Raw genomic sequence first — 17,595 nt, 5'->3', positions numbered from 1 at the left:
CGCCGGAGATGAATTGCGAGCATGGTGGCGAAGACAGCGGCGAGCGGCACTTCCGCTTCGATTGACGGCGGACCCGCGGACAATAGCGGGCGCCGCCTTCGTGCGCTTCCCATAGCGGCCGCACTGGTCGCCACCGTTTATGGTGGCACCATCGCCTGGCTTCTCATGTCGGACAGCCGCTTCGCGGGGGAACCCGTCATTCACGTCGCGCTCGCGCCCGAAGCCGCTATTTCTTCCGCACCCGAAGACGCAACCGGAGGTGAGGCGCTTTCCGGCGATGGAATCGCAGCCACGACGCCCGAAATGCCGGCCATAAGCCCTCCCGGTCCAGGCGCCCTGAGCGCGGAGGAACGCGCGCTTTTCGAAGCGGCGCAAAACCTCGACAAGGGCGTCGACGAGGACGTCGCCTCCGAGGTGCGCATCGTCGGCGCCGAAACCGTATCCGGCGACGAAGCGGCGAGCGAGAACGGCGATATCCGCTCCGCCATCCTGTTGCCGCCGGTTCCCGATCCGGCGCTGATCGAGACATCCGCAGACGGCCCTTTGCCGAAAATCGGCCGCGACGGACGCAGACCGTCCGACGTCTACGCGAGGCCGGTGCCACCCGGCACGCAAGCCGACCGGCGCATCGCGCTCGTTGTCAGCGGCATGGGCATCTCGGAGAGCGCCACCGCGCATGCGATCGAGGTTTTGCCTCCGGAAGTCACGCTCTCCTTTGCACCCTACGGTTCCGATCTACAGAAATGGATCGAACGCGCGCGCGACGCCGGGCACGAAGTGCTGCTCGAACTGCCGATGGAGCCCTTCGGCTATCCCCAGAACGATCCCGGCCCCCACACGCTGCTGACGAGCTCCGGGGCGGCGGAAAACATCTCGCGCCTCGAATGGCTGATGAGCCGCTTCACGGGCTATGCCGGCGTCATGAACTATCAGGGCGCGCGCTTCACGACCTCGCCCACATCTCTGAAACCCGTGCTCGAGACGATAGCAGCGCGCGGGCTTCTTTATGTCGACAATGGCGCTTCGGTGCGCAGCATCGCGCCATCGCTTGCCCGCGAGATCGGCCTTCCCGTCGCTCAGGCAAACCGCATCGTCGACCCGGTGCAGAACCCCGAAGTCATCGCAACGTCGCTCGACATGTTGAAAGAAACGTCGCAACAATCGGGAGTGGCACTCGGTGTCGCGTCCGGCTTCCCGGTGACGGTCGATGCGCTTGCGCAATGGGCGGTCTCGCTCGAGAAACAAGGCTATGTGCTGGTGCCCGCGACGGCGCTGACGCGCGATTGACGGGCAGACGCCCAACCGCAATCAGGATGGAATTCAGGTGAACCCGGAAACGCTTCCCTACCGGCCTTGCGTCGGCATCATGCTCATCAATCGCGACGGGCTTATCTGGGTCGGCAACCGCATACAGGAAGTCGATACCGGAAGCGCGCTCACCTGGCAGATGCCACAAGGCGGCATCGACGATGGCGAGAGCGCCGAGGAAGCGGCCATGCGCGAATTGCTGGAGGAAACGGGCATCGCGAAAGCGCGGATCGTCGGCGAGACATCGGACTGGCTCACCTACGATCTGCCGCCCCATCTTGTCGGCGTCGCGCTCAAGGGCAAATATCGCGGCCAGAAGCAGAAATGGTTCGCCATGCGCTTCACCGGCGAGGACAATGACATCGACATCGCCGCCGACGACCACCAGGAATTCAGCGAATGGACCTAGGTGCCCGTCGAGGAACTCGTCGAGTTGATCGTGCCCTTCAAGCGCGGGGTCTACGAACGGATCGTCCGCGAACTCGGCCCGCTTGCCGTTCCGGGCGAATAAGCGCTAGCTCTGCCGCCCGGCGCTCTCGCGCCACGCCGCGCCGATACTGCCAAGCTTGCCGGCCAGCGGCTCTATCCGCGTCCGGAAGGCATAATCGGCATAGTCCCAGCGTTCACCCTTGCGCAAGGCAAAGACGCGATCAAGCTTCTCCTGCACCGTTCCGATCAGCGAAGCGAGCCTGTCGATCTCTTCGCGCATCTCGACGGGGATCTGCGGCCGTACATCTGCAAGCGTCTTCCGCATGGCGCCGAGCCGGGCACTGCTTGCCGCCTCGGGGAGCGTCGCATCCCTGCTCGCAGCCATGAAATCTGCGAGTCCGGCGCGCAGGTCGTCGAGATCGCCCCGAAACGTCGCGAAGGGTCCGACCGGCCCGACCACGTCGGGCGAGGATATGGCGAGCATCGCGTCCATGATCTCCGTACAGAGCGCCTGTGCCTCGCCGAGCGCGGGCCTCACATCCTCCGTGTAGAGCTGAAGACCCGGATAGCGATTGACCGTACCGACGATCGCCGCAACAGCGCGCTGCTCCGCCAGCAACTGGTCGACAAGACGTTGCATCTCCACGAGCTCAACGAGTTTGCGGCCGTCCGTCCAGGTCGACGATTGCCGCCCGAGTGCATCCGACGCCGCCTGCAAGCGGGCGGACGCCTGTAACCATTCGCCGTGAAAGCCTTCGCCATCGGTCAGCAGATATCCGCGAAGAGCGACGAGGCTCGCCTCCTGCGCAGCCTCGAAATCGGCAAGAAGGCTTCCAAAGTCCTGCACGTTCGTCGCGCCGGCTGGAAGACCAAGCTCGGAAGCTTCGAGCGCCACATTCTGGCGCGGTGTTGCGTCGCCGACCGCTCCGCGCAGCCCCGGAGACAAAACGGCATAGACCGCGCCCGACCCCACGACGAGCGCAAGCACGATCCATCCGCGCGCGTGCAATCGCACCAGCGAAAAAACGGGCTTCCTGAAGTGAATCTTCCTGCGGAGTTTCCCGCCGCGCTTCGGTTCGGGGCCTTGTGGGCTGTTATTCGGTCCCGGAGGAAATCCGTAACGGGACCGCCAGTAAGTCTCCGCATCACGCGTTGCTGAAAAAGGCATCACACACCTATTGGTGCCGCGCCCCGAACAGCGACCTTGAAAGATGCTATAGCGAAATCGCACTGCGATGAAAGCGCTCAATTGTGTCACATTGTGACTATTGGTCCTGAACGGCGGATTCCTCTGGCCGCGAGGATCATTTGGTGGTTTGAATGGGCATTGCGGGGTACGCAGACGATGGAACCTTTTAATGGCGCCATCGAAACCGGAATTTTGGTCCGGAGGATGAGATGTTCGTCACCCGCCGCATCTTTCAGATTCTGGCGCTTGCGCTGCTCATGCTGACCGTTCTCGACGAGGACGCGCGCACCATGACGGGCGGCTTCCTGCAAAACGGCTATACCTATATGGCCGGTGGAGCGAACACGCCGGTCCCGCTCGAACGTCCGCCATTTCTCGGTCTCGCCGACCTCGACGATTGCCTGCGCGGCGCAGCACGCATCGACGGCGACGACGCCTATGCGGCTTTCTGCGCGGACCTCGCGACATTCACCGTGAGCGAGACCGATGCGGAAACAAAAAAAGTGACGGTGGCTCACACAACCACCCCCGCACTTTCCCAATCCGCCCCATCCGTGGAACGCGCCCTTGTGGAAAGGGTGGACTGCCTTGTCGATGCGCATGGTGTTCCCGCGCAGAGAACCGATGGCATCTGGATGCGATCGGCAAACGACATCGGCACCGAAAGCGGAACATGGAGCGGCAAACCGAGCCGCCTCGTGTCCGTACCGCCAGGCTGCCGCGTGGAAAGCCCTGCGGAAGGGAAGGTTCTCTATGCGGGTTTCTTCAAAGGCTATCTCGGCATCGTCATCATCGAGACGGCGAAGAAGGAGCGGATCACGATTGCCGGGCTCGGCCGTATCTCGGTCAGCCGTGACGACAAGATCGCTCACGGCGGCGAGATCGGCGAAACGTCGGAAAAACTTGCGCCCGCGCTCGCCGGACAGGCGCGAGGAAAAGAAGGTACGGCGCTGCTCTATGTTGCGGATGGAAGCGCGGCGGCGCCGGCGTCCTGATCAGACGGCTTCCCGCGCAAGCTGCCAGTTGCGAAACTGCCAGTAGCGCCAGGCGAGCGATGTGACGCCTCGCATGACGAGCCCGTGCGGCTTGAGCCCCGCCGCCTTGCCCACCATGGAAATCAGACGCTCGACATGCTGGCGGCGGTAGAGGCCGAGCGCGCGCTTCTCATAGGCTTTCGCGAAGGTCGCGCGCCTGTAGGGCACGCTGCCGTCGATGGGCGTGTTCGCCGCGTAATAGGCACAGGCGAGTTCGTCGTCATCCGCCTCGGATACCCGTCCGACCGCGACACGAATACGGTCGAGCACCGAAGGCGGCGTCTCACCGAGATCGTTGAACTGGTCGTAGAAGAGCTTGTAGTGGCGGAATTCGTCAGCTGCGATGTTCGACGCGATCTGCTTCAGCACGGGTTCGTCCGTGGCGTCTTTTATCGCCGTGTAATAGGAGGAGGTGCCGCTCTCGACAACGCAGCGCGCGATGAGTTCGCCGCCGCGGCTGCCGCGCACGCTCTCGATGGCGTCGGTCGGAATCGAATAGCCGTCGCGGAAACGCTTGAACGCCCGCTCGAAGTTGAAACCCGGATCGGCAAGCTCCGCCCAGCGCGCGAGCGCCTGACCGTGCTGGACCTCCTCATCGCCCCATTGGTAGACCGCTTCCTTGACGTCCGGCCGATCCGAGAAGACGTTGCAGAGATAGGTCACATAATCCGGCGCGTTGAACTCCACCATCGCGGCCGCCTTCACGGCGCGCAGAATGTCGGGATCGACCTTCGATGCGTCGAAGTCCCCCCATTTGATGTCGTCGAGTGTCCAGTGACGGCTCATGAAACCCTACCTCACTCCAGACCGGATGGCCGGCCGCCCATCGTCATGTGACGATAGCAATATAGCCGCCCCGGCCTCCCGGTTTAAGGGCAGGGACAAGGCCGATTGCCGCAGCCCACCGCCGAAAAACTCATTCGTTCCGGAAACGAAAAGGCGGCGCTCCGGGATCCGGAGGCCGCCTTGTGTCGTGTGAGGGCCGGAAAACCTCAGAGCGCCTGACGAAGCTGGGTCAGATAATCGAGCTTTTCCTGCGCAACCCGGCGCTTTTCGTCGGACTTCGCATCCGCCACATCTTCCTGCGCATTGGCGATTTCGCGCTCGAGCGCCGCCGAATCGAGCTCCGCAAGCGGAACCGTGTGCTCGGCAAGCACGGTGAGCCCCGCAGGCGTCACCTCGACGAAACCGCCGCGCACGAAGTAGCGCCGCTCGGGCTGCCCTTCCGCCTCGACGCCGATGACGCCGGGCCGAAGCGTCGACATGACCGGCGCATGGCCGCCCATGATGCCCATATCGCCATCCGCACCCGGCACCGTCACCAGATCGACCTGCTCGGAGAGGAGCAGCCGCTCGGGTGATACGAGGTCGAAATTCAGCTTCTCAGCCATCCGCTTTCACCTTGTCCGGTCAGACGCCTCAGGCGGCTTCCTTCGCGAGACGCTCGGCCTTCGCGATCGCATCTTCGATCGTGCCGACCATGTAGAAGGCGGCTTCCGGCAGATGGTCGTAATCGCCGTTGCAGAGGCCCTTGAAGCCCTTGATCGTGTCCTTGATGTCGACGAGAACGCCCGGCGATCCCGTGAACACTTCGGCGACGAAGAAGGGCTGGCTCAGGAAGCGCTCGATCTTGCGGGCGCGGGCGACGACCAGCTTGTCTTCTTCCGAAAGCTCGTCCATGCCCAGGATCGCGATGATGTCCTGGAGCGACTTGTAGCGCTGCAGGATCTCCTGCACACGGCGCGCCGTGTCGTAGTGCTCCTGGCCGACGACACGCGGCTCGAGAATGCGGCTCGTCGAGTCGAGCGGATCCACGGCCGGATAGATGCCCTTTTCCGAGATCGCACGGTTGAGCACCGTCGTCGCGTCCAAGTGAGCGAAGGAGGTCGCGGGCGCCGGGTCGGTCAAGTCGTCGGCGGGCACGTAAATGGCCTGCACCGATGTGATCGAACCCTTGGTCGTCGTCGTGATGCGTTCCTGCAGCGCGCCCATGTCGGTGGCGAGCGTCGGCTGATAGCCCACGGCGGAAGGAATACGGCCGAGAAGGGCCGACACTTCCGAACCCGCCTGCGTGAAGCGGAAGATGTTGTCCACGAAGAAGAGCACGTCCTGGCCCTTGTCGCGGAAATGCTCGGCGACGGTGAGGCCGGTCAGCGCGACGCGGGCGCGGGCTCCCGGGGGCTCGTTCATCTGACCGAACACAAGGGCGCATTTCGAACCGGTCGTGTCGCCATTGTTCTCGCGCGGGTCCTTGTTCACGCCCGACTCGATCATCTCGTGATAGAGATCGTTGCCTTCGCGCGTGCGCTCGCCCACACCGGCGAAAACCGAGTAACCGCCATGCGCCTTGGCGATGTTGTTGATGAGTTCCTGGATGAGAACCGTCTTGCCGACGCCGGCGCCGCCGAACAGGCCGATCTTGCCGCCGCGCGCGTAGGGCGCGAGAAGATCGACGACCTTGATGCCCGTGACGAGCATCTGCGCTTCCGTCGACTGCTCGACGAAGGAAGGTGCGTCCTGGTGGATTTCGCGGGTGCCGTCGGACTTGACCGGACCGGCTTCGTCCACAGGCTCGCCGATGACGTTGATGATGCGGCCGAGCGTACCTTCGCCCACCGGCACCGAGATCGCCTTGCCCGTATCGCGGACTTCATGGCCGCGGGTCAGACCCTCGGTCGTGTCCATCGCGATGGTACGAACCGTGTTCTCGCCCAGATGCTGCGCGACTTCGAGGACAAGACGGCTGCCGTTATTGTCCGTTTCCAGCGCGTTCAGAATGGCGGGCAAGTGGTCGGTGAACTCCACGTCCACGACAGCGCCAATAACCTGAGCGATCTTTCCGACTGCGTTGCTCATGCTAGTTCCTTCATCTTCCCGTGCGGGACGTTCGATTTCTGTCTTGCCGCATTTTCCGAGCCGCCCGGCGATACCACCGGACTTGAAAATGCTCTAGAGCGCTTCGGCACCCGAGATAATTTCGATCAGTTCTTTCGTAATCATCGCCTGACGCGACCGGTTGTAGGTGATGTTCAGCTTCTTGATCATGTCGCCCGCATTGCGCGTGGCGTTGTCCATGGCCGACATCTTCGCACCGAACTCGCCCGCCACGTTTTCAAGCAGCGCGCGGAAAATCTGCACTGCGAGATTGCGCGGCAGAAGATCCTTCAGGATCTCGCCTTCGTCAGGTTCGTATTCGTAGACGGCGCCACCGAGGTCGACGCCCTCATCGTCCGAGGCTGCGACGCTCGCCGGAACGAGCTGCTGCGCGGTCGGGATCTGACTGACCACGTTCACGAACTTCGAATAGAAGAGCGTGGCGACGTCGAACTCGCCCGCCTCGAACATGTCGAGGACCGTCTTTGCGATGTCCTCCGCCTGGGCGAAGCCGATCTGACGAATGCCCGTGAACTCGAAGGACTTCACGATGCGGTCGCCGAAGTCGCGCTTCAGCGCATCGCGCCCCTTGCGGCCGACCGTGACGATCTTCACCGTCTTGCCTTCGCCGATCAGCCTGAGGATACGCTGACGTGCGAGACGCGAGATCGACGAGTTGAAACCGCCGCAAAGGCCGCGATCGGCCGTGGCGACGATCACGAGATGCACCTGGTCGCTACCCGTACCGGCAAGAAGAGCCGGCGCATCGTCGCGCCCGGCCATGCCGGTAGACAGGTTCGCCAGCACGCGGTCCATGCGTTCCGCATAGGGACGCGCGGCTTCCGCCGCTTCCTGCGCGCGGCGCAGTTTCGCAGCGGCGACCATCTGCATCGCCTTCGTGATCTTCTGCGTCGCCTTCACGCTGGCGATGCGGTTTCTCAGGTCCTTGAGGCTAGCCATTCGCCTTTACCTTTTCGCCTGTTCAGGCGAACGCTTTGGAGAAACTCTCGACCGCGGCCTTGAGCTTGGCTTCCGTGTCGGAGGAAAGCTGCTTCTCGGTGCGAACCGCCTCGAGAATGTCCTCGTGCTTCGTCCGGATGTTGCGGAGCAGTTCTTCTTCGAAGCGGCGCACTTCACCGACCGGCAGCTTGTCGAGATAACCGTTCACGCCGGCATAGATCACGACGACCTGCTCTTCCACCTTGAGCGGGGAGAACTGACCCTGCTTCAGGAGTTCCGTGAGGCGCGCACCGCGATTGAGAAGGCGCTGCGTCGCTGCGTCGAGATCGGAACCGAACTGCGCGAAAGCAGCCATTTCACGGTACTGGGCGAGCTCGCCCTTGATCTTGCCCGCGACCTGCTTCATCGCCTTGATCTGCGCCGCGGATCCGACGCGCGACACGGAGAGACCGACGTTCACCGCCGGACGGATGCCCTGATAGAAGAGGTCCGTCTCGAGGAATATCTGGCCGTCCGTGATCGAAATGACGTTCGTCGGAATATAGGCCGACACGTCGTTCGCCTGGGTTTCGATGATGGGCAGCGCGGTCAGCGAACCGTTGCCATTGTCGTCATTGAGCTTCGCAGCACGCTCGAGCAGGCGGGAATGAAGATAGAAGACGTCGCCCGGATAGGCTTCGCGTCCCGGCGGGCGGCGAAGAAGGAGGGACATCTGGCGGTAGGCGACGGCCTGCTTGGAAAGGTCGTCATAGACGACGAGGCCGTGCATGCCGTTGTCGCGGAAGAATTCGCCCATCGTGCAACCGGCAAACGGCGCCAGGAACTGCAGCGGTGCCGGATCGGAAGCGGTGGCGGCGACGATGATCGTGTATTCGAGCGCACCGTTCTCTTCGAGCGTCTTCGCGATCTGCGCCACCGTCGAGCGCTTCTGGCCGATGGCGACGTAGATACAATAGAGCTTCTGGCTCTCGTCATCGCCCTGGTTCAGCGGCTTCTGGTTCAGGATCGCATCGATGGCGATGGCCGTCTTGCCGGTCTGGCGGTCGCCGATGATCAGCTCGCGCTGACCGCGGCCGATCGGGATCAGCGCGTCGATGGCCTTGAGGCCCGTCTGCATCGGCTCATGCACCGATTTCCGGGGAATGATGCCCGGCGCCTTGACGTCCACGCGGCGGCGCTCGGAACCAACGATCGGACCCTTGCCGTCGATCGGATTGCCAAGCGGGTCGACCACGCGGCCAAGCAGGCCCTTGCCGACGGGAACGTCCACGATGGCGCCCGTGCGCTTGACCGTATCGCCTTCCTTGATGTTCCGGTCGGACCCGAAAATCACGACGCCGACATTGTCGGCTTCGAGGTTCAGGGCCATGCCGCGGACACCGCCCGGGAACTCGACCATTTCACCGGCTTCGACATTGTCGAGACCGTAGACGCGGGCGATACCGTCACCGACGGAAAGCACCTGGCCGATCTCGGAAACCTGCGCCTCTGCGCCGAAATCCTTGATCTGCTGCTTGAGGATGGCGGAAATTTCCGCAGCCTGAATGTCCATCAGGAAGCCTCTTTCATGGCGATCTTGAGAGAATTGAGTTTGGTGCGCAGCGAGGAATCGATCATCCGGCTGCCAACCTTGACGACGAGCCCACCGAGGAGCGCGGCATCGACCTTGGTATCGATATGAACGTCACGGCCCGTGGCAACCTTGAGGGCTGCCTTGAGGCTCTCGACCTGCGCCTGCCCGAGCGGATGCGCGGAGGTCACGTCGGCCGTCATTTCGCCGCGCTTCACCGCCAGTATTTCCTTATAGGCCCGGATCATGTCGGGAAGGACGAAGAGACGGCGGTTCTTGATGACGAGGCCAACGAAATTCTTCACGAGGCCCGAAGCGCCGGCCTTGTCGAGGATCGCGGCGAAAGCCCGGCCCTGCTCCTCGGCGCTGTATATGGGGCTGCGAACGAGACGGAAGAGGTCCTCGCTCTCGTTCATCATGGCACGGATACCGTCGAGATCGGCAGCCACGGCGTCGAGCGCATTCTGCGCTTCCGCCAGCTCGAAGAGGGCTGTCGCATAACGGCCGGCTACGCCAGAAACGGGATGATCGGATGACACGTGCGGCGCTCGCCTGTGCTTTTCGTGAAAATCGGCGCGGTAACCGTGAGCGACCGCACCAATTATTTGAAATCATTAGCTAATTTTGGCCTCAAGAGGAACGGGAAGAGACCCGCCCCCGAGGCCGCGCGTTAGGTAACACATGGTCTTGCCATGCGCAACATGCTGGCCGCGAAATGGGCGCACCTGCGGCATTTTGGGCCTTTTGAGGTCACGCAGGGGACCGCTGCCCCTGCGTCAGCGGGCATTCGCCGCCGGTTCCCCGCTACATGAAACTGTAGGGATCCACATCCACCGAGACGCGCACGGCGTTCGGGATTTTCATGTCTTCGAGCCAGGCGCGGACAAAACTCTGAATATTGACGTTGCGGCCCGCCTTCACGAGGAAGCGGAGCCGGGTCCGGCCCCTGAGAAGCGCCAGCGGCGCGGGCGCGGGCCCGAGCACCGACACGTCCTCCGATCGCGGCACCCGGCGGGACATCTCGCGGGCGATTTTCTGGGCAAGGGCGGCGTCCGGCGCCGAAACGACCACACCGACCAGCCGGCCGAAGGGGGGAAGCCCCACCCGCTCCCGCGCCGCCGCCTCCCGGGCAAGGAACTCGTCCCGCCGACCGGAGACGAGCGCCCGCATCACGCCATGCTCCGGCATGAAGGATTGCAGGAAGACCCGGCCCGGCCGCTCGGCCCGGCCCGCACGGCCCGCCACCTGCTGCAAGAGCTGGAAGGTCCGCTCGCCGGCACGGAGGTCGCCATTTTCGAGGCCGAGATCGGCATCGACCACACCGACCACCGTGAGCCAGGGAAAGTGATGGCCCTTGGCGACGATCTGCGTGCCGATGACGATATCGACCTCGCGCGCCTCGATGGCGGCAAAGACTTCTTCATGCGCGGCCGGACCGCGAAGATTGTCGCTCGAAACGATGGCGACGCGTGCGTCCGGAAACAGTTCCGCGACTTCCTCCGCGATGCGCTCGACACCCGGCCCGCAGGCGACAAGCGCGTCCTCCGCGCCGCAGGAGGGACAAGCCTTCGGCACCGGCGCGCTGTAGCCGCAATGATGGCAGACGAGCTCCCGCCGGAAACGATGCTCGACGAGCCAGGCGGAGCATTGCGGGCATTCGATGCGATGGCCGCAGGTGCGGCAGAGCGTGAGCGGTGCATAGCCGCGGCGGTTGAGAAAGAGCATCGACTGCTCGCCCGCTTCGAGCGCTTTCTGGATCTCGCGCACAAGGACAGGAGAAAGCCACCGTCCGCGCTCCGGCGGATCGGCGCGCATGTCGATGGCGGTAACATCCGGCAGTTCCGCTACGCCGTGGCGTGCTTCGAGCCGCACCCGTGCGTAGCGGCCCTGCTCGGCATTGACCGCCGTCTCGAGCGAGGGTGTCGCCGAACTGAGGACGATGGGAAACTGGCCAAGCGAGGCGCGCACGACCGCCATGTCGCGCGCATGATAGGGGACGCCGTCTTCCTGCTTGAAGGCGGCATCGTGCTCCTCGTCGACGACGATGAGACCGAGTTCGGGGAAAGGCAGGAACAGCGCCGAACGCGCGCCGACGACAACGGGCACACGCCCCTCCGCCACACCGCGCCAGACACGGCGGCGCTCGCGCGTCGAAAGATCGGAATGCCATTCCGCCGGGCGGCAGCCGAAGCGACGTTCGAAGCGGTCGAGGAACTGGCTCGTGAGCGCGATCTCGGGCAGCAGGATGAGAACCTGCTTGCCCTGGACGAGCGCCGCCGCCACCGCTTCGAAATAGACCTCCGTCTTGCCCGAGCCGGTAACGCCGTCGAGAAGCACCGCCGCGAAGCGACGCGCCTCCACATGACCGCGCAGAAGGCTTGCGGCCTCTGCCTGCTCCGGCGACAGCGCAACGCCGGGCATGTCCGGATTGGGATCCGGGAAGGGCGCTTCGGTCGGAATATCGACCGGCAGCAGCGCGCCTGCATCGACGAGACCGCGCACCACCCCATCCGACACGCCTGCCTCTTCGGCAAGTTCCCGCACCGTACGGGCAAAGCCATCCTCCGCCACCTCGACCGCGCGGACCCTCGCCGGCGTCATCCGCTGGGGCCGCGCGGCGCCGAGCCTGTAGGCCGTGCGCATCCGTGGCGGTTCGAGCGCGCCGGGCGCCCGGATGGCGAGGCGGAGCACTGAACCGGGCGGCGAAACGGTGTAGCTCGCGACCCAGTCCACGAAACGGCGAAGCACTTCGGGCATGGGCGGCGCATCGAGCACCTCGGTAACGGGTCTTAACCTGTTATGGCCAACTTCCCCCGTCCCCTCGCCCCAGACGACGCCGATCAGCTCCTGGGGCCCCAGAGGCACGATCACATAGCTCCCCGGCCGCACCTCCATGCCGGCAGGCACCTTGTAGTCATAGGGGCGAGGCAGGGCGAGCGGCAGCAGGACGCTGACTGTTCCCGAAACGATCTCGTCTTCTGTGGATATTTCGGAAGCCATTCGAATTGCCGGGGGGAGAAGGTTCGAAATCGACACGACACTGTAACGCGCCGTAAAGCAAGAGCCACGATGAGACCTTGCGCATGAACAAGGGCGGCGGCAAAAGAAGGAAGCCTTCCGCACCGCTCTCGACTACACTGCGGTCAAAAGACGCGTACCCAACCGACCGCAAAGATCAAGGCATCCATGAAATTCTTCGTCGACACAGCCGACATCGCCGACATCCGCGAGCTAGCCGAAACCGGCCTGCTGGACGGCGTGACCACCAATCCTTCGCTCATCGCGAAATCCGGCCGCAACTTTCTCGAAGTGGTCGAGGAAATCTGCGGCATCGTCGAAGGCCCCGTCAGCGCGGAAGTGACGGCGCTCGACGCAGCAACGATGATCGCGGAAGGCCGCAAACTCGCGAAGATCGCGAAGAACATCGCCGTTAAGGTGCCGCTCACCTGGGACGGGCTCAAAGCCTGCAAGGCGCTCACGGGCGAAGGCACCATGGTAAACGTAACGCTGTGCTTCTCGGCGAACCAGGCGCTGCTCGCGGCGAAGGCGGGCGCGACCTTCGTCTCGCCCTTTATCGGCCGCCTCGACGACATCAATCTCGACGGCATGGAACTCATCCGCGAGATCAGGGAAATTTACGATAACTACCCCGCGCTCAAGACCGAGATTCTCGCCGCTTCGATTCGCAGCGCGAACCATGTGAAGGAATCGGCACTCGCCGGCGCGGATGTCGCCACCGTGCCGCCTGCCGTGCTCAAGGGCCTTGCGACGCATCCCCTGACCGACAAGGGACTGGAAGTGTTCATGTCGGACTGGAAGAAGACCGGCCAGAAAATTCTTTAGGGCAAATACTTTAGAAACGTATTTCGGGGGATGCTGACGCCATGAGCCAGCAAAACGACAGCACCGAAGCAAAGCAGATCGACGACGCGGGGACCACCCTGTCCGCGGACGAGGTGAAGACCTATCTGCGCCAGCATCCGGAGCTGCTCGCAAACGACCCCGATCTCATTTCCTCGCTCGTGCCGCCCTCGCAATCGACCGGCCGCAACGTGCTCGACATGCAGCACTTCATGATCGGCCGGCTGCAGAACCAGGTGCGCATGCTGCGCGACATCCAGTCGGACCTCATCGAGGCCTCGTCGCTCAACAGCATTGCGCGCGAACAGGTGCATGCGGCGGCGCTGCGGCTTCTCGATGCCCGCTCCTTCGAGCACCTGATCGAATATGTGACGGCGCCCGACGGTCTCGCCCGCGTGCTTGGCGTGCGTGCCTCGACCGTCTGCATCGAAACGGCGAGCGGCGTTTCCGGCATCGGCATTCGCGGCGTGCGCGTGCTGGAACCCGGCGGCGTAGATCGCATCCTCGGACTGGGCGAACGATGCCGCCTTTCGGCCCATGTGCGCGGCAGCCGGGGTCTCTACGGAAATCTGGCCGAGGATATCCATTCCGAAGCGCTGGTGCGGCTCGACTTCTCGCCCGCCTCGCCGCCCGGCCTCCTCGCGCTTGGCGGTTTCGACCCGGAACAGTTTCACCCCGATCAGGCGGTGGACCTGCTGGAATTCCTCGCCGATGTCGTCGAGCGCTGCGTGCGCCAATGGCTCGATCTGCCGCCCGCGCGTTGAGCGGCGCCCCCGCGCCGGACGAAGCCGCGAGGGCGATCCCCGCAGCCCCCGACGCGCGAACGGAAATCCGGAACTGGTATGCCCATCTGATGGGTGAGCGCCGCATGAGCGAGGCGACGCTGGTGAACTATCACCGCGACCTCACGCGCTTCTTCGAATTCCTCGTCGATCATCTGGGTGGACCCGCCAGTCTCGACGCGCTCGCCGCTCTCCAAACACGCGACTTCCGCGCCTTTGTCAGCCATCGCCGTAACGAAGGCCTGCAAAGCCGCTCGATCGCACGGCTGATTTCGAGCGTCCGTTCCTTCTTCCGGTTCCTGGACCGTTCGAACGTCTTGTCCAACGCATCGGCGACGGCGCTGCGCTCGCCGAAGCTGCCGCATGCGTTGCCGAAGCCGTTGACGGTGAAGGGCGCGCGAAATCTTCTGGACGAAGCCGAAACCGCTCCCGGCAATCCATGGATCGCCGCACGCGACATTGCGGTGTTGACGCTTCTCTATGGCTGCGGTCTTCGCGTATCGGAAGCGCTCGGGCTCGACCGGCGCGAGGCCCCATTGAAGGAGACGCTCCGCATCACCGGTAAGGGCAACAAGGAACGCATCGTCCCCGTCCTCCCCGCCGCACGCGAAGCGGTGGATGCCTATCTGAGGCTCTGCCCCTTCGGACTTGCGGGAAGCGACCCGCTCTTCGTCGGCGCGAGAGGAAAGCGGCTCGGCCAGCGGCAGGTTCGCGAAACGATGATCGGACTGCGGCGGCGGCTCGGCCTTCCCGAAACGGCGACGCCACATGCGCTGCGCCACAGCTTTGCGACGCATCTGCTTGCGGGCGGCGGCGACCTGCGCGCGATCCAGGAACTGCTCGGCCATGCGAGCCTCTCGACCACGCAGATGTATACCGAGGTCGATGCGGCGCGGCTACTGGAGGTCTATGACAAGGCGCAGCGCCGCCGTTGACGCGCCTACATATGGATCGGCGATCCCGTAACAGCGAGCGCGGCTTCCTTCACCGCCTCCGACATGGTGGGATGCGCGATGCACATGCGCGCGATGTCTTCCGAACTCGACGACAGTTCCATCGCGACGACCGCCTGCGCGATCAGCTCGCCCGCGCCGACGCCGATGATGTGGACGCCGAGAACGCGGTCGGTCTTCTTGTCGGCGAGAATCTTGACGAAGCCTTCGGTCGTCTTGTTCGCTTTCGCACGTCCATTCGCGGTGAAAGGAAACTTGCCGGCATTGTAGTCGATGCCCGCTTCCTTCAACTGCTCTTCCGTCTTGCCGACGGAGGCGACTTCCGGCGAGGTATAGACGACGCCCGGAATGACATCGTAATTGACCGCGCCGTAATGCCCCGCAAGCCGTTCGGCAAGCGCGACACCTTCTTCCATCGCCTTGTGCGCGAGCATCGGCCCCGCGATCACATCGCCGATTGCATAGATGCCGTCGACATTCGTCTTGAACGACGCATCGACTTCGACGCGGCCGCGCTTGTCGGTCGCAACGCCCACCTTGTCGAGGCCGAGCCCCTGCGTGTAGGCGACGCGGCCGATGGCCACGAGCACGATATCGGCATCGAGGACTTCCGCCTCGCCGCCTTTCGCCGGCTCGACTGTCACCTTAACGCCGGACTTCGCCTTTTCGACCTTCGTCACCTTCGTGCCGAGCTTGAAGGCGAAACCCTGCTTTTTCAGCGTGCGGGTGAAATTCTTCACAACCTCGCCATCCGTGCCGGGGAGGATGTTGTCGAGGAACTCGACCACGGTCACTTCCGCGCCAAGACGGCCCCAGACGGAACCGAGCTCGAGACCGATCACGCCGCCACCGACGACGAGAAGCTTGCCCGGCACCTTGTCGAGCTCAAGCGCACCGGTCGAGGAGACGACCGTCTTCTCGTCGATCTCGACACCCGGCAGCTTGGCGACATCGGAGCCCGTCGCTATCACGATGTTTTTCGTTTCGAGCGTGCGGTCGCCGACGCTCACCTTGCCGGGTGCGCCGATCCGTCCCTCGCCCTTGACCCATTCGATCTTGTTCTTCTTGAAGAGGAACTCAATGCCCTTGGTGTTGCCGTCGATGGCCTCGTCCTTGAATGCGAGCATCTGCTTCAGGTTGAGTTTCGGCTTCGGCACTTCGATGCCCATGTCCTCGAAGCTCATCCCCGCCTCGTGAAAGAGTTCGGAAGCGTGGAGCATGGCCTTGGAGGGAATGCAGCCGACATTGAGACAGGTGCCTCCGAGCCGGTCGCGTTTTTCGATCACGGCGACCTTGAGACCAAGTTGCGCGGCCTTGATCGCGCATTCATAGCCGCCGGGGCCCGCGCCGATCACCACAAGGTCGAATGCATCAGCCATTGATTTACCTCAGAGATCGAGCAACAGGCGCTGCGGGTCTTCCAGCACGTCCTTGACGCGAACGAGGAAGGTGACCGCTTCCTTGCCGTCGACGATCCGGTGATCGTAGGAAAGCGCGAGATACATCATCGGACGGATTTCGATCTTCCCGTCCACGACCATCGGCCGCTCCTGGATCTTGTGCATGCCGAGAATGCCGGATTGCGGGGCATTCAGGATCGGCGTCGACATGAGCGAACCGTAGACACCGCCATTCGAGATGGTGAAGGTGCCGCCCTGCAGCTCTTCCAGCTTGAGCGCACCGTCGCGCGCGCGGCGGCCAAAATCGTTGATCGACTTCTCGATATCGGCGATGGACATGTCCTGTGCGTCGCGTAGCACCGGCACGACGAGGCCGCGCTCCGTGCCGACGGCCACGCCGATATTGTAGTAGTTCTTGTAGACGAGTTCCTCGCCGTCGATCTCCGCGTTGACGGCCGGAATCTCGTGCAGCGCATGGATACAAGCCTTCACGAAGAAGCCCATGAAGCCGACGCGCACGCCATGCTTCTTCTCGAAGATATCCTTGTATTGCGAGCGCAGCGCCATGACCGCGCTCATGTCCACCTCGTTGAAGGTGGTGAGCATGGCCGCCGTGTTCTGTGCTTCCTTGAGGCGTGTCGCGATCGTCTTGCGCAGCCGTGTCATCTTCACGCGCTCTTCGCGCGCGCCCTGATCGGCGGGCGCAGGCGCCTTGACCTGAACGGGTGCCGCAGGCGTGGACAACTTCGAGGCAACAGCTTCTTCCGCATCCGCCTTGGTCACGCGGCCGCCCTTGCCCGTGCCCTCGATCTTCGAGACATCGAGATCGTTTTCGGCCGCCACGCGGCGCACGGCAGGCGAAGGCTCGGCATCGGCGGGCTTCGAGGGGGCGGCGGCTTCGGCCTTTTTCGGCTCGGGCTTCGCCTCCGCCTTCTTCGGTTCTTCCTTCTTCGGAGCAGGCGTCGCGCCCTTGCCCTCGCCGATCTGGCCGAGCAACGCGCCGACTTCGACCGTCTCGCCATCCTTGGCGATGATCTCGGAGAGCACGCCCGCCGCCGGAGCGGGGACTTCCACCGTCACCTTGTCCGTTTCGAGTTCGACGAGAGGTTCATCCGCCTGCACCGCATCGCCGGGCTTCTTGAACCACTGCGCGACGGTGGCTTCCGTCACCGATTCGCCGAGCGTGGGTACTCGAATTTCCGTCGCCATAGGGGGGTCTGCCTTTCCGAACGTCT

The 17,595-nt window shown here is 63.7% G+C and carries 15 protein-coding genes and 1 pseudogene; 6 read left to right on the top strand and 10 right to left on the bottom strand.

The window, feature by feature from the left end; genetic code table 11:
- Window positions 1-21: 21 nt before the first annotated feature.
- Both ACKUUH_RS05650 and ACKUUH_RS05645 read left to right on the top strand, forming a co-directional pair.
- A complete protein-coding gene (locus ACKUUH_RS05650) occupies window positions 22-1,287 on the top strand; it encodes a divergent polysaccharide deacetylase family protein (RefSeq protein WP_407948900.1) in 1,266 nt (421 codons plus the stop codon).
- Between the two features lie 37 nt (window positions 1,288-1,324).
- A pseudogene (locus tag ACKUUH_RS05645) lies at window positions 1,325-1,819 on the top strand (RNA pyrophosphohydrolase).
- 3 nt (window positions 1,820-1,822) lie between these two features.
- Here the strand turns inward: ACKUUH_RS05645 and ACKUUH_RS05640 are convergent.
- Window positions 1,823-2,725: a hypothetical protein gene (locus ACKUUH_RS05640; protein ID WP_407948899.1), complete on the bottom strand. Its 903-nt coding sequence runs from the start codon at window positions 2,723-2,725 to the stop codon at window positions 1,823-1,825.
- A 410-nt stretch (window positions 2,726-3,135) separates the two neighbouring features.
- On the opposite strand from ACKUUH_RS05640, the gene ACKUUH_RS05635 reads away from it, so the two are divergent.
- Window positions 3,136-3,921: a peptidoglycan DD-metalloendopeptidase family protein gene (locus tag ACKUUH_RS05635; protein ID WP_407948898.1), complete on the top strand. Its 786-nt coding sequence runs from the start codon at window positions 3,136-3,138 to the stop codon at window positions 3,919-3,921.
- On the opposite strand, the gene ACKUUH_RS05630 is transcribed toward ACKUUH_RS05635, so the two are convergent.
- The 7 genes from ACKUUH_RS05630 to ACKUUH_RS05600 all read right to left on the bottom strand — a co-directional run bounded on the left by ACKUUH_RS05630 (window position 3,922) and on the right by ACKUUH_RS05600 (window position 12,364).
- Window positions 3,922-4,746, bottom strand: coding sequence for a ferritin-like domain-containing protein (locus ACKUUH_RS05630; protein WP_407948897.1), 825 nt, complete (start codon window positions 4,744-4,746; stop codon window positions 3,922-3,924).
- A 206-nt stretch (window positions 4,747-4,952) separates the two neighbouring features.
- Window positions 4,953-5,351: a F0F1 ATP synthase subunit epsilon gene (locus ACKUUH_RS05625; RefSeq protein WP_407948896.1), complete on the bottom strand. Its 399-nt coding sequence runs from the start codon at window positions 5,349-5,351 to the stop codon at window positions 4,953-4,955.
- Between the two features lie 28 nt (window positions 5,352-5,379).
- The gene (atpD, locus tag ACKUUH_RS05620; protein ID WP_407948895.1) at window positions 5,380-6,816 is read right to left on the bottom strand and encodes a F0F1 ATP synthase subunit beta; all 1,437 of its coding nucleotides are present in this window, start codon (window positions 6,814-6,816) and stop codon (window positions 5,380-5,382) included.
- Window positions 6,817-6,909: 93 nt separating this feature from the next.
- Window positions 6,910-7,794: a F0F1 ATP synthase subunit gamma gene (locus tag ACKUUH_RS05615; protein ID WP_407948894.1), complete on the bottom strand. Its 885-nt coding sequence runs from the start codon at window positions 7,792-7,794 to the stop codon at window positions 6,910-6,912.
- Between the two features lie 22 nt (window positions 7,795-7,816).
- Window positions 7,817-9,346, bottom strand: a complete 1,530-nt coding sequence (gene atpA, locus ACKUUH_RS05610; RefSeq protein ID WP_407948893.1) for a F0F1 ATP synthase subunit alpha — start codon at window positions 9,344-9,346, stop codon at window positions 7,817-7,819.
- On the bottom strand, window positions 9,346-9,903 hold the full coding sequence (locus ACKUUH_RS05605) for a F0F1 ATP synthase subunit delta (RefSeq protein WP_407948892.1): 558 nt from the start codon (window positions 9,901-9,903) through the stop codon (window positions 9,346-9,348). The genes atpA and ACKUUH_RS05605 overlap by 1 nt, the downstream gene beginning before the upstream one ends.
- Before the next feature lie 265 nt (window positions 9,904-10,168).
- Window positions 10,169-12,364: a primosomal protein N' gene (locus ACKUUH_RS05600; protein WP_407948891.1), complete on the bottom strand. Its 2,196-nt coding sequence runs from the start codon at window positions 12,362-12,364 to the stop codon at window positions 10,169-10,171.
- Between the two features lie 186 nt (window positions 12,365-12,550).
- Here ACKUUH_RS05600 and fsa point away from each other — a divergent pair, with 186 nt between their 5' ends.
- From fsa to ACKUUH_RS05585, 3 genes are read left to right on the top strand one after another with little or no spacing between them, the layout of a single operon-like run.
- A complete protein-coding gene (fsa, locus tag ACKUUH_RS05595; RefSeq protein ID WP_407948890.1) occupies window positions 12,551-13,207 on the top strand; it encodes a fructose-6-phosphate aldolase in 657 nt (218 codons plus the stop codon).
- 41 nt (window positions 13,208-13,248) lie between these two features.
- Window positions 13,249-13,989, top strand: a complete 741-nt coding sequence (locus ACKUUH_RS05590; RefSeq protein WP_407948889.1) for a DUF484 family protein — start codon at window positions 13,249-13,251, stop codon at window positions 13,987-13,989.
- Window positions 13,962-14,942: a tyrosine recombinase XerC gene (locus ACKUUH_RS05585; protein WP_407948888.1), complete on the top strand. Its 981-nt coding sequence runs from the start codon at window positions 13,962-13,964 to the stop codon at window positions 14,940-14,942. Before ACKUUH_RS05590 ends, ACKUUH_RS05585 begins: the two co-directional genes overlap by 28 nt.
- A gap of 5 nt (window positions 14,943-14,947) precedes the next feature.
- Here ACKUUH_RS05585 and lpdA read toward each other — a convergent pair whose 3' ends face one another.
- Both lpdA and odhB read right to left on the bottom strand, forming a co-directional pair.
- Window positions 14,948-16,339 carry a dihydrolipoyl dehydrogenase gene (gene lpdA, locus ACKUUH_RS05580; RefSeq protein WP_407948887.1) on the bottom strand — a complete coding sequence of 464 codons (1,392 nt, stop codon included), beginning with the start codon at window positions 16,337-16,339 and terminating at the stop codon, window positions 14,948-14,950.
- A 9-nt stretch (window positions 16,340-16,348) separates the two neighbouring features.
- A complete protein-coding gene (gene odhB / locus ACKUUH_RS05575; RefSeq protein ID WP_407948886.1) occupies window positions 16,349-17,569 on the bottom strand; it encodes a 2-oxoglutarate dehydrogenase complex dihydrolipoyllysine-residue succinyltransferase in 1,221 nt (406 codons plus the stop codon).
- Window positions 17,570-17,595: the final 26 nt, after the last annotated feature.

It is taken from the genome of Parvibaculum sp. (assembly GCF_045863935.1).
In the GTDB taxonomy this organism is placed as follows: domain Bacteria; phylum Pseudomonadota; class Alphaproteobacteria; order Parvibaculales; family Parvibaculaceae; genus Parvibaculum.
The sequence above is the reverse complement of the archived record's forward strand: the minus strand, read 5'-3'. Positions and strand labels throughout refer to the sequence as shown.

Excerpts from the sequence above, each read along its gene's own strand:
- ACKUUH_RS05650 (WP_407948900.1), top strand. The coding sequence starts at position 22 with ATGGTGGCGAAGACAGCGGCGAGCGGCACTTCCGCTTCGATTGACGGC.
- ACKUUH_RS05635 (WP_407948898.1), top strand. The coding sequence starts at position 3,136 with ATGTTCGTCACCCGCCGCATCTTTCAGATTCTGGCGCTTGCGCTGCTC.
- ACKUUH_RS05630 (WP_407948897.1), bottom strand. The coding sequence starts at position 4,746 with ATGAGCCGTCACTGGACACTCGACGACATCAAATGGGGGGACTTCGAC.
- ACKUUH_RS05625 (WP_407948896.1), bottom strand. The coding sequence starts at position 5,351 with ATGGCTGAGAAGCTGAATTTCGACCTCGTATCACCCGAGCGGCTGCTC.
- atpD (WP_407948895.1), bottom strand. The coding sequence starts at position 6,816 with ATGAGCAACGCAGTCGGAAAGATCGCTCAGGTTATTGGCGCTGTCGTG.
- ACKUUH_RS05615 (WP_407948894.1), bottom strand. The coding sequence starts at position 7,794 with ATGGCTAGCCTCAAGGACCTGAGAAACCGCATCGCCAGCGTGAAGGCG.
- atpA (WP_407948893.1), bottom strand. The coding sequence starts at position 9,346 with ATGGACATTCAGGCTGCGGAAATTTCCGCCATCCTCAAGCAGCAGATC.
- ACKUUH_RS05600 (WP_407948891.1), bottom strand. The coding sequence starts at position 12,364 with ATGGCTTCCGAAATATCCACAGAAGACGAGATCGTTTCGGGAACAGTC.
- fsa (WP_407948890.1), top strand. The coding sequence starts at position 12,551 with ATGAAATTCTTCGTCGACACAGCCGACATCGCCGACATCCGCGAGCTA.
- ACKUUH_RS05590 (WP_407948889.1), top strand. The coding sequence starts at position 13,249 with ATGAGCCAGCAAAACGACAGCACCGAAGCAAAGCAGATCGACGACGCG.
- ACKUUH_RS05585 (WP_407948888.1), top strand. The coding sequence starts at position 13,962 with ATGGCTCGATCTGCCGCCCGCGCGTTGAGCGGCGCCCCCGCGCCGGAC.
- lpdA (WP_407948887.1), bottom strand. The coding sequence starts at position 16,339 with ATGGCTGATGCATTCGACCTTGTGGTGATCGGCGCGGGCCCCGGCGGC.
- odhB (WP_407948886.1), bottom strand. The coding sequence starts at position 17,569 with ATGGCGACGGAAATTCGAGTACCCACGCTCGGCGAATCGGTGACGGAA.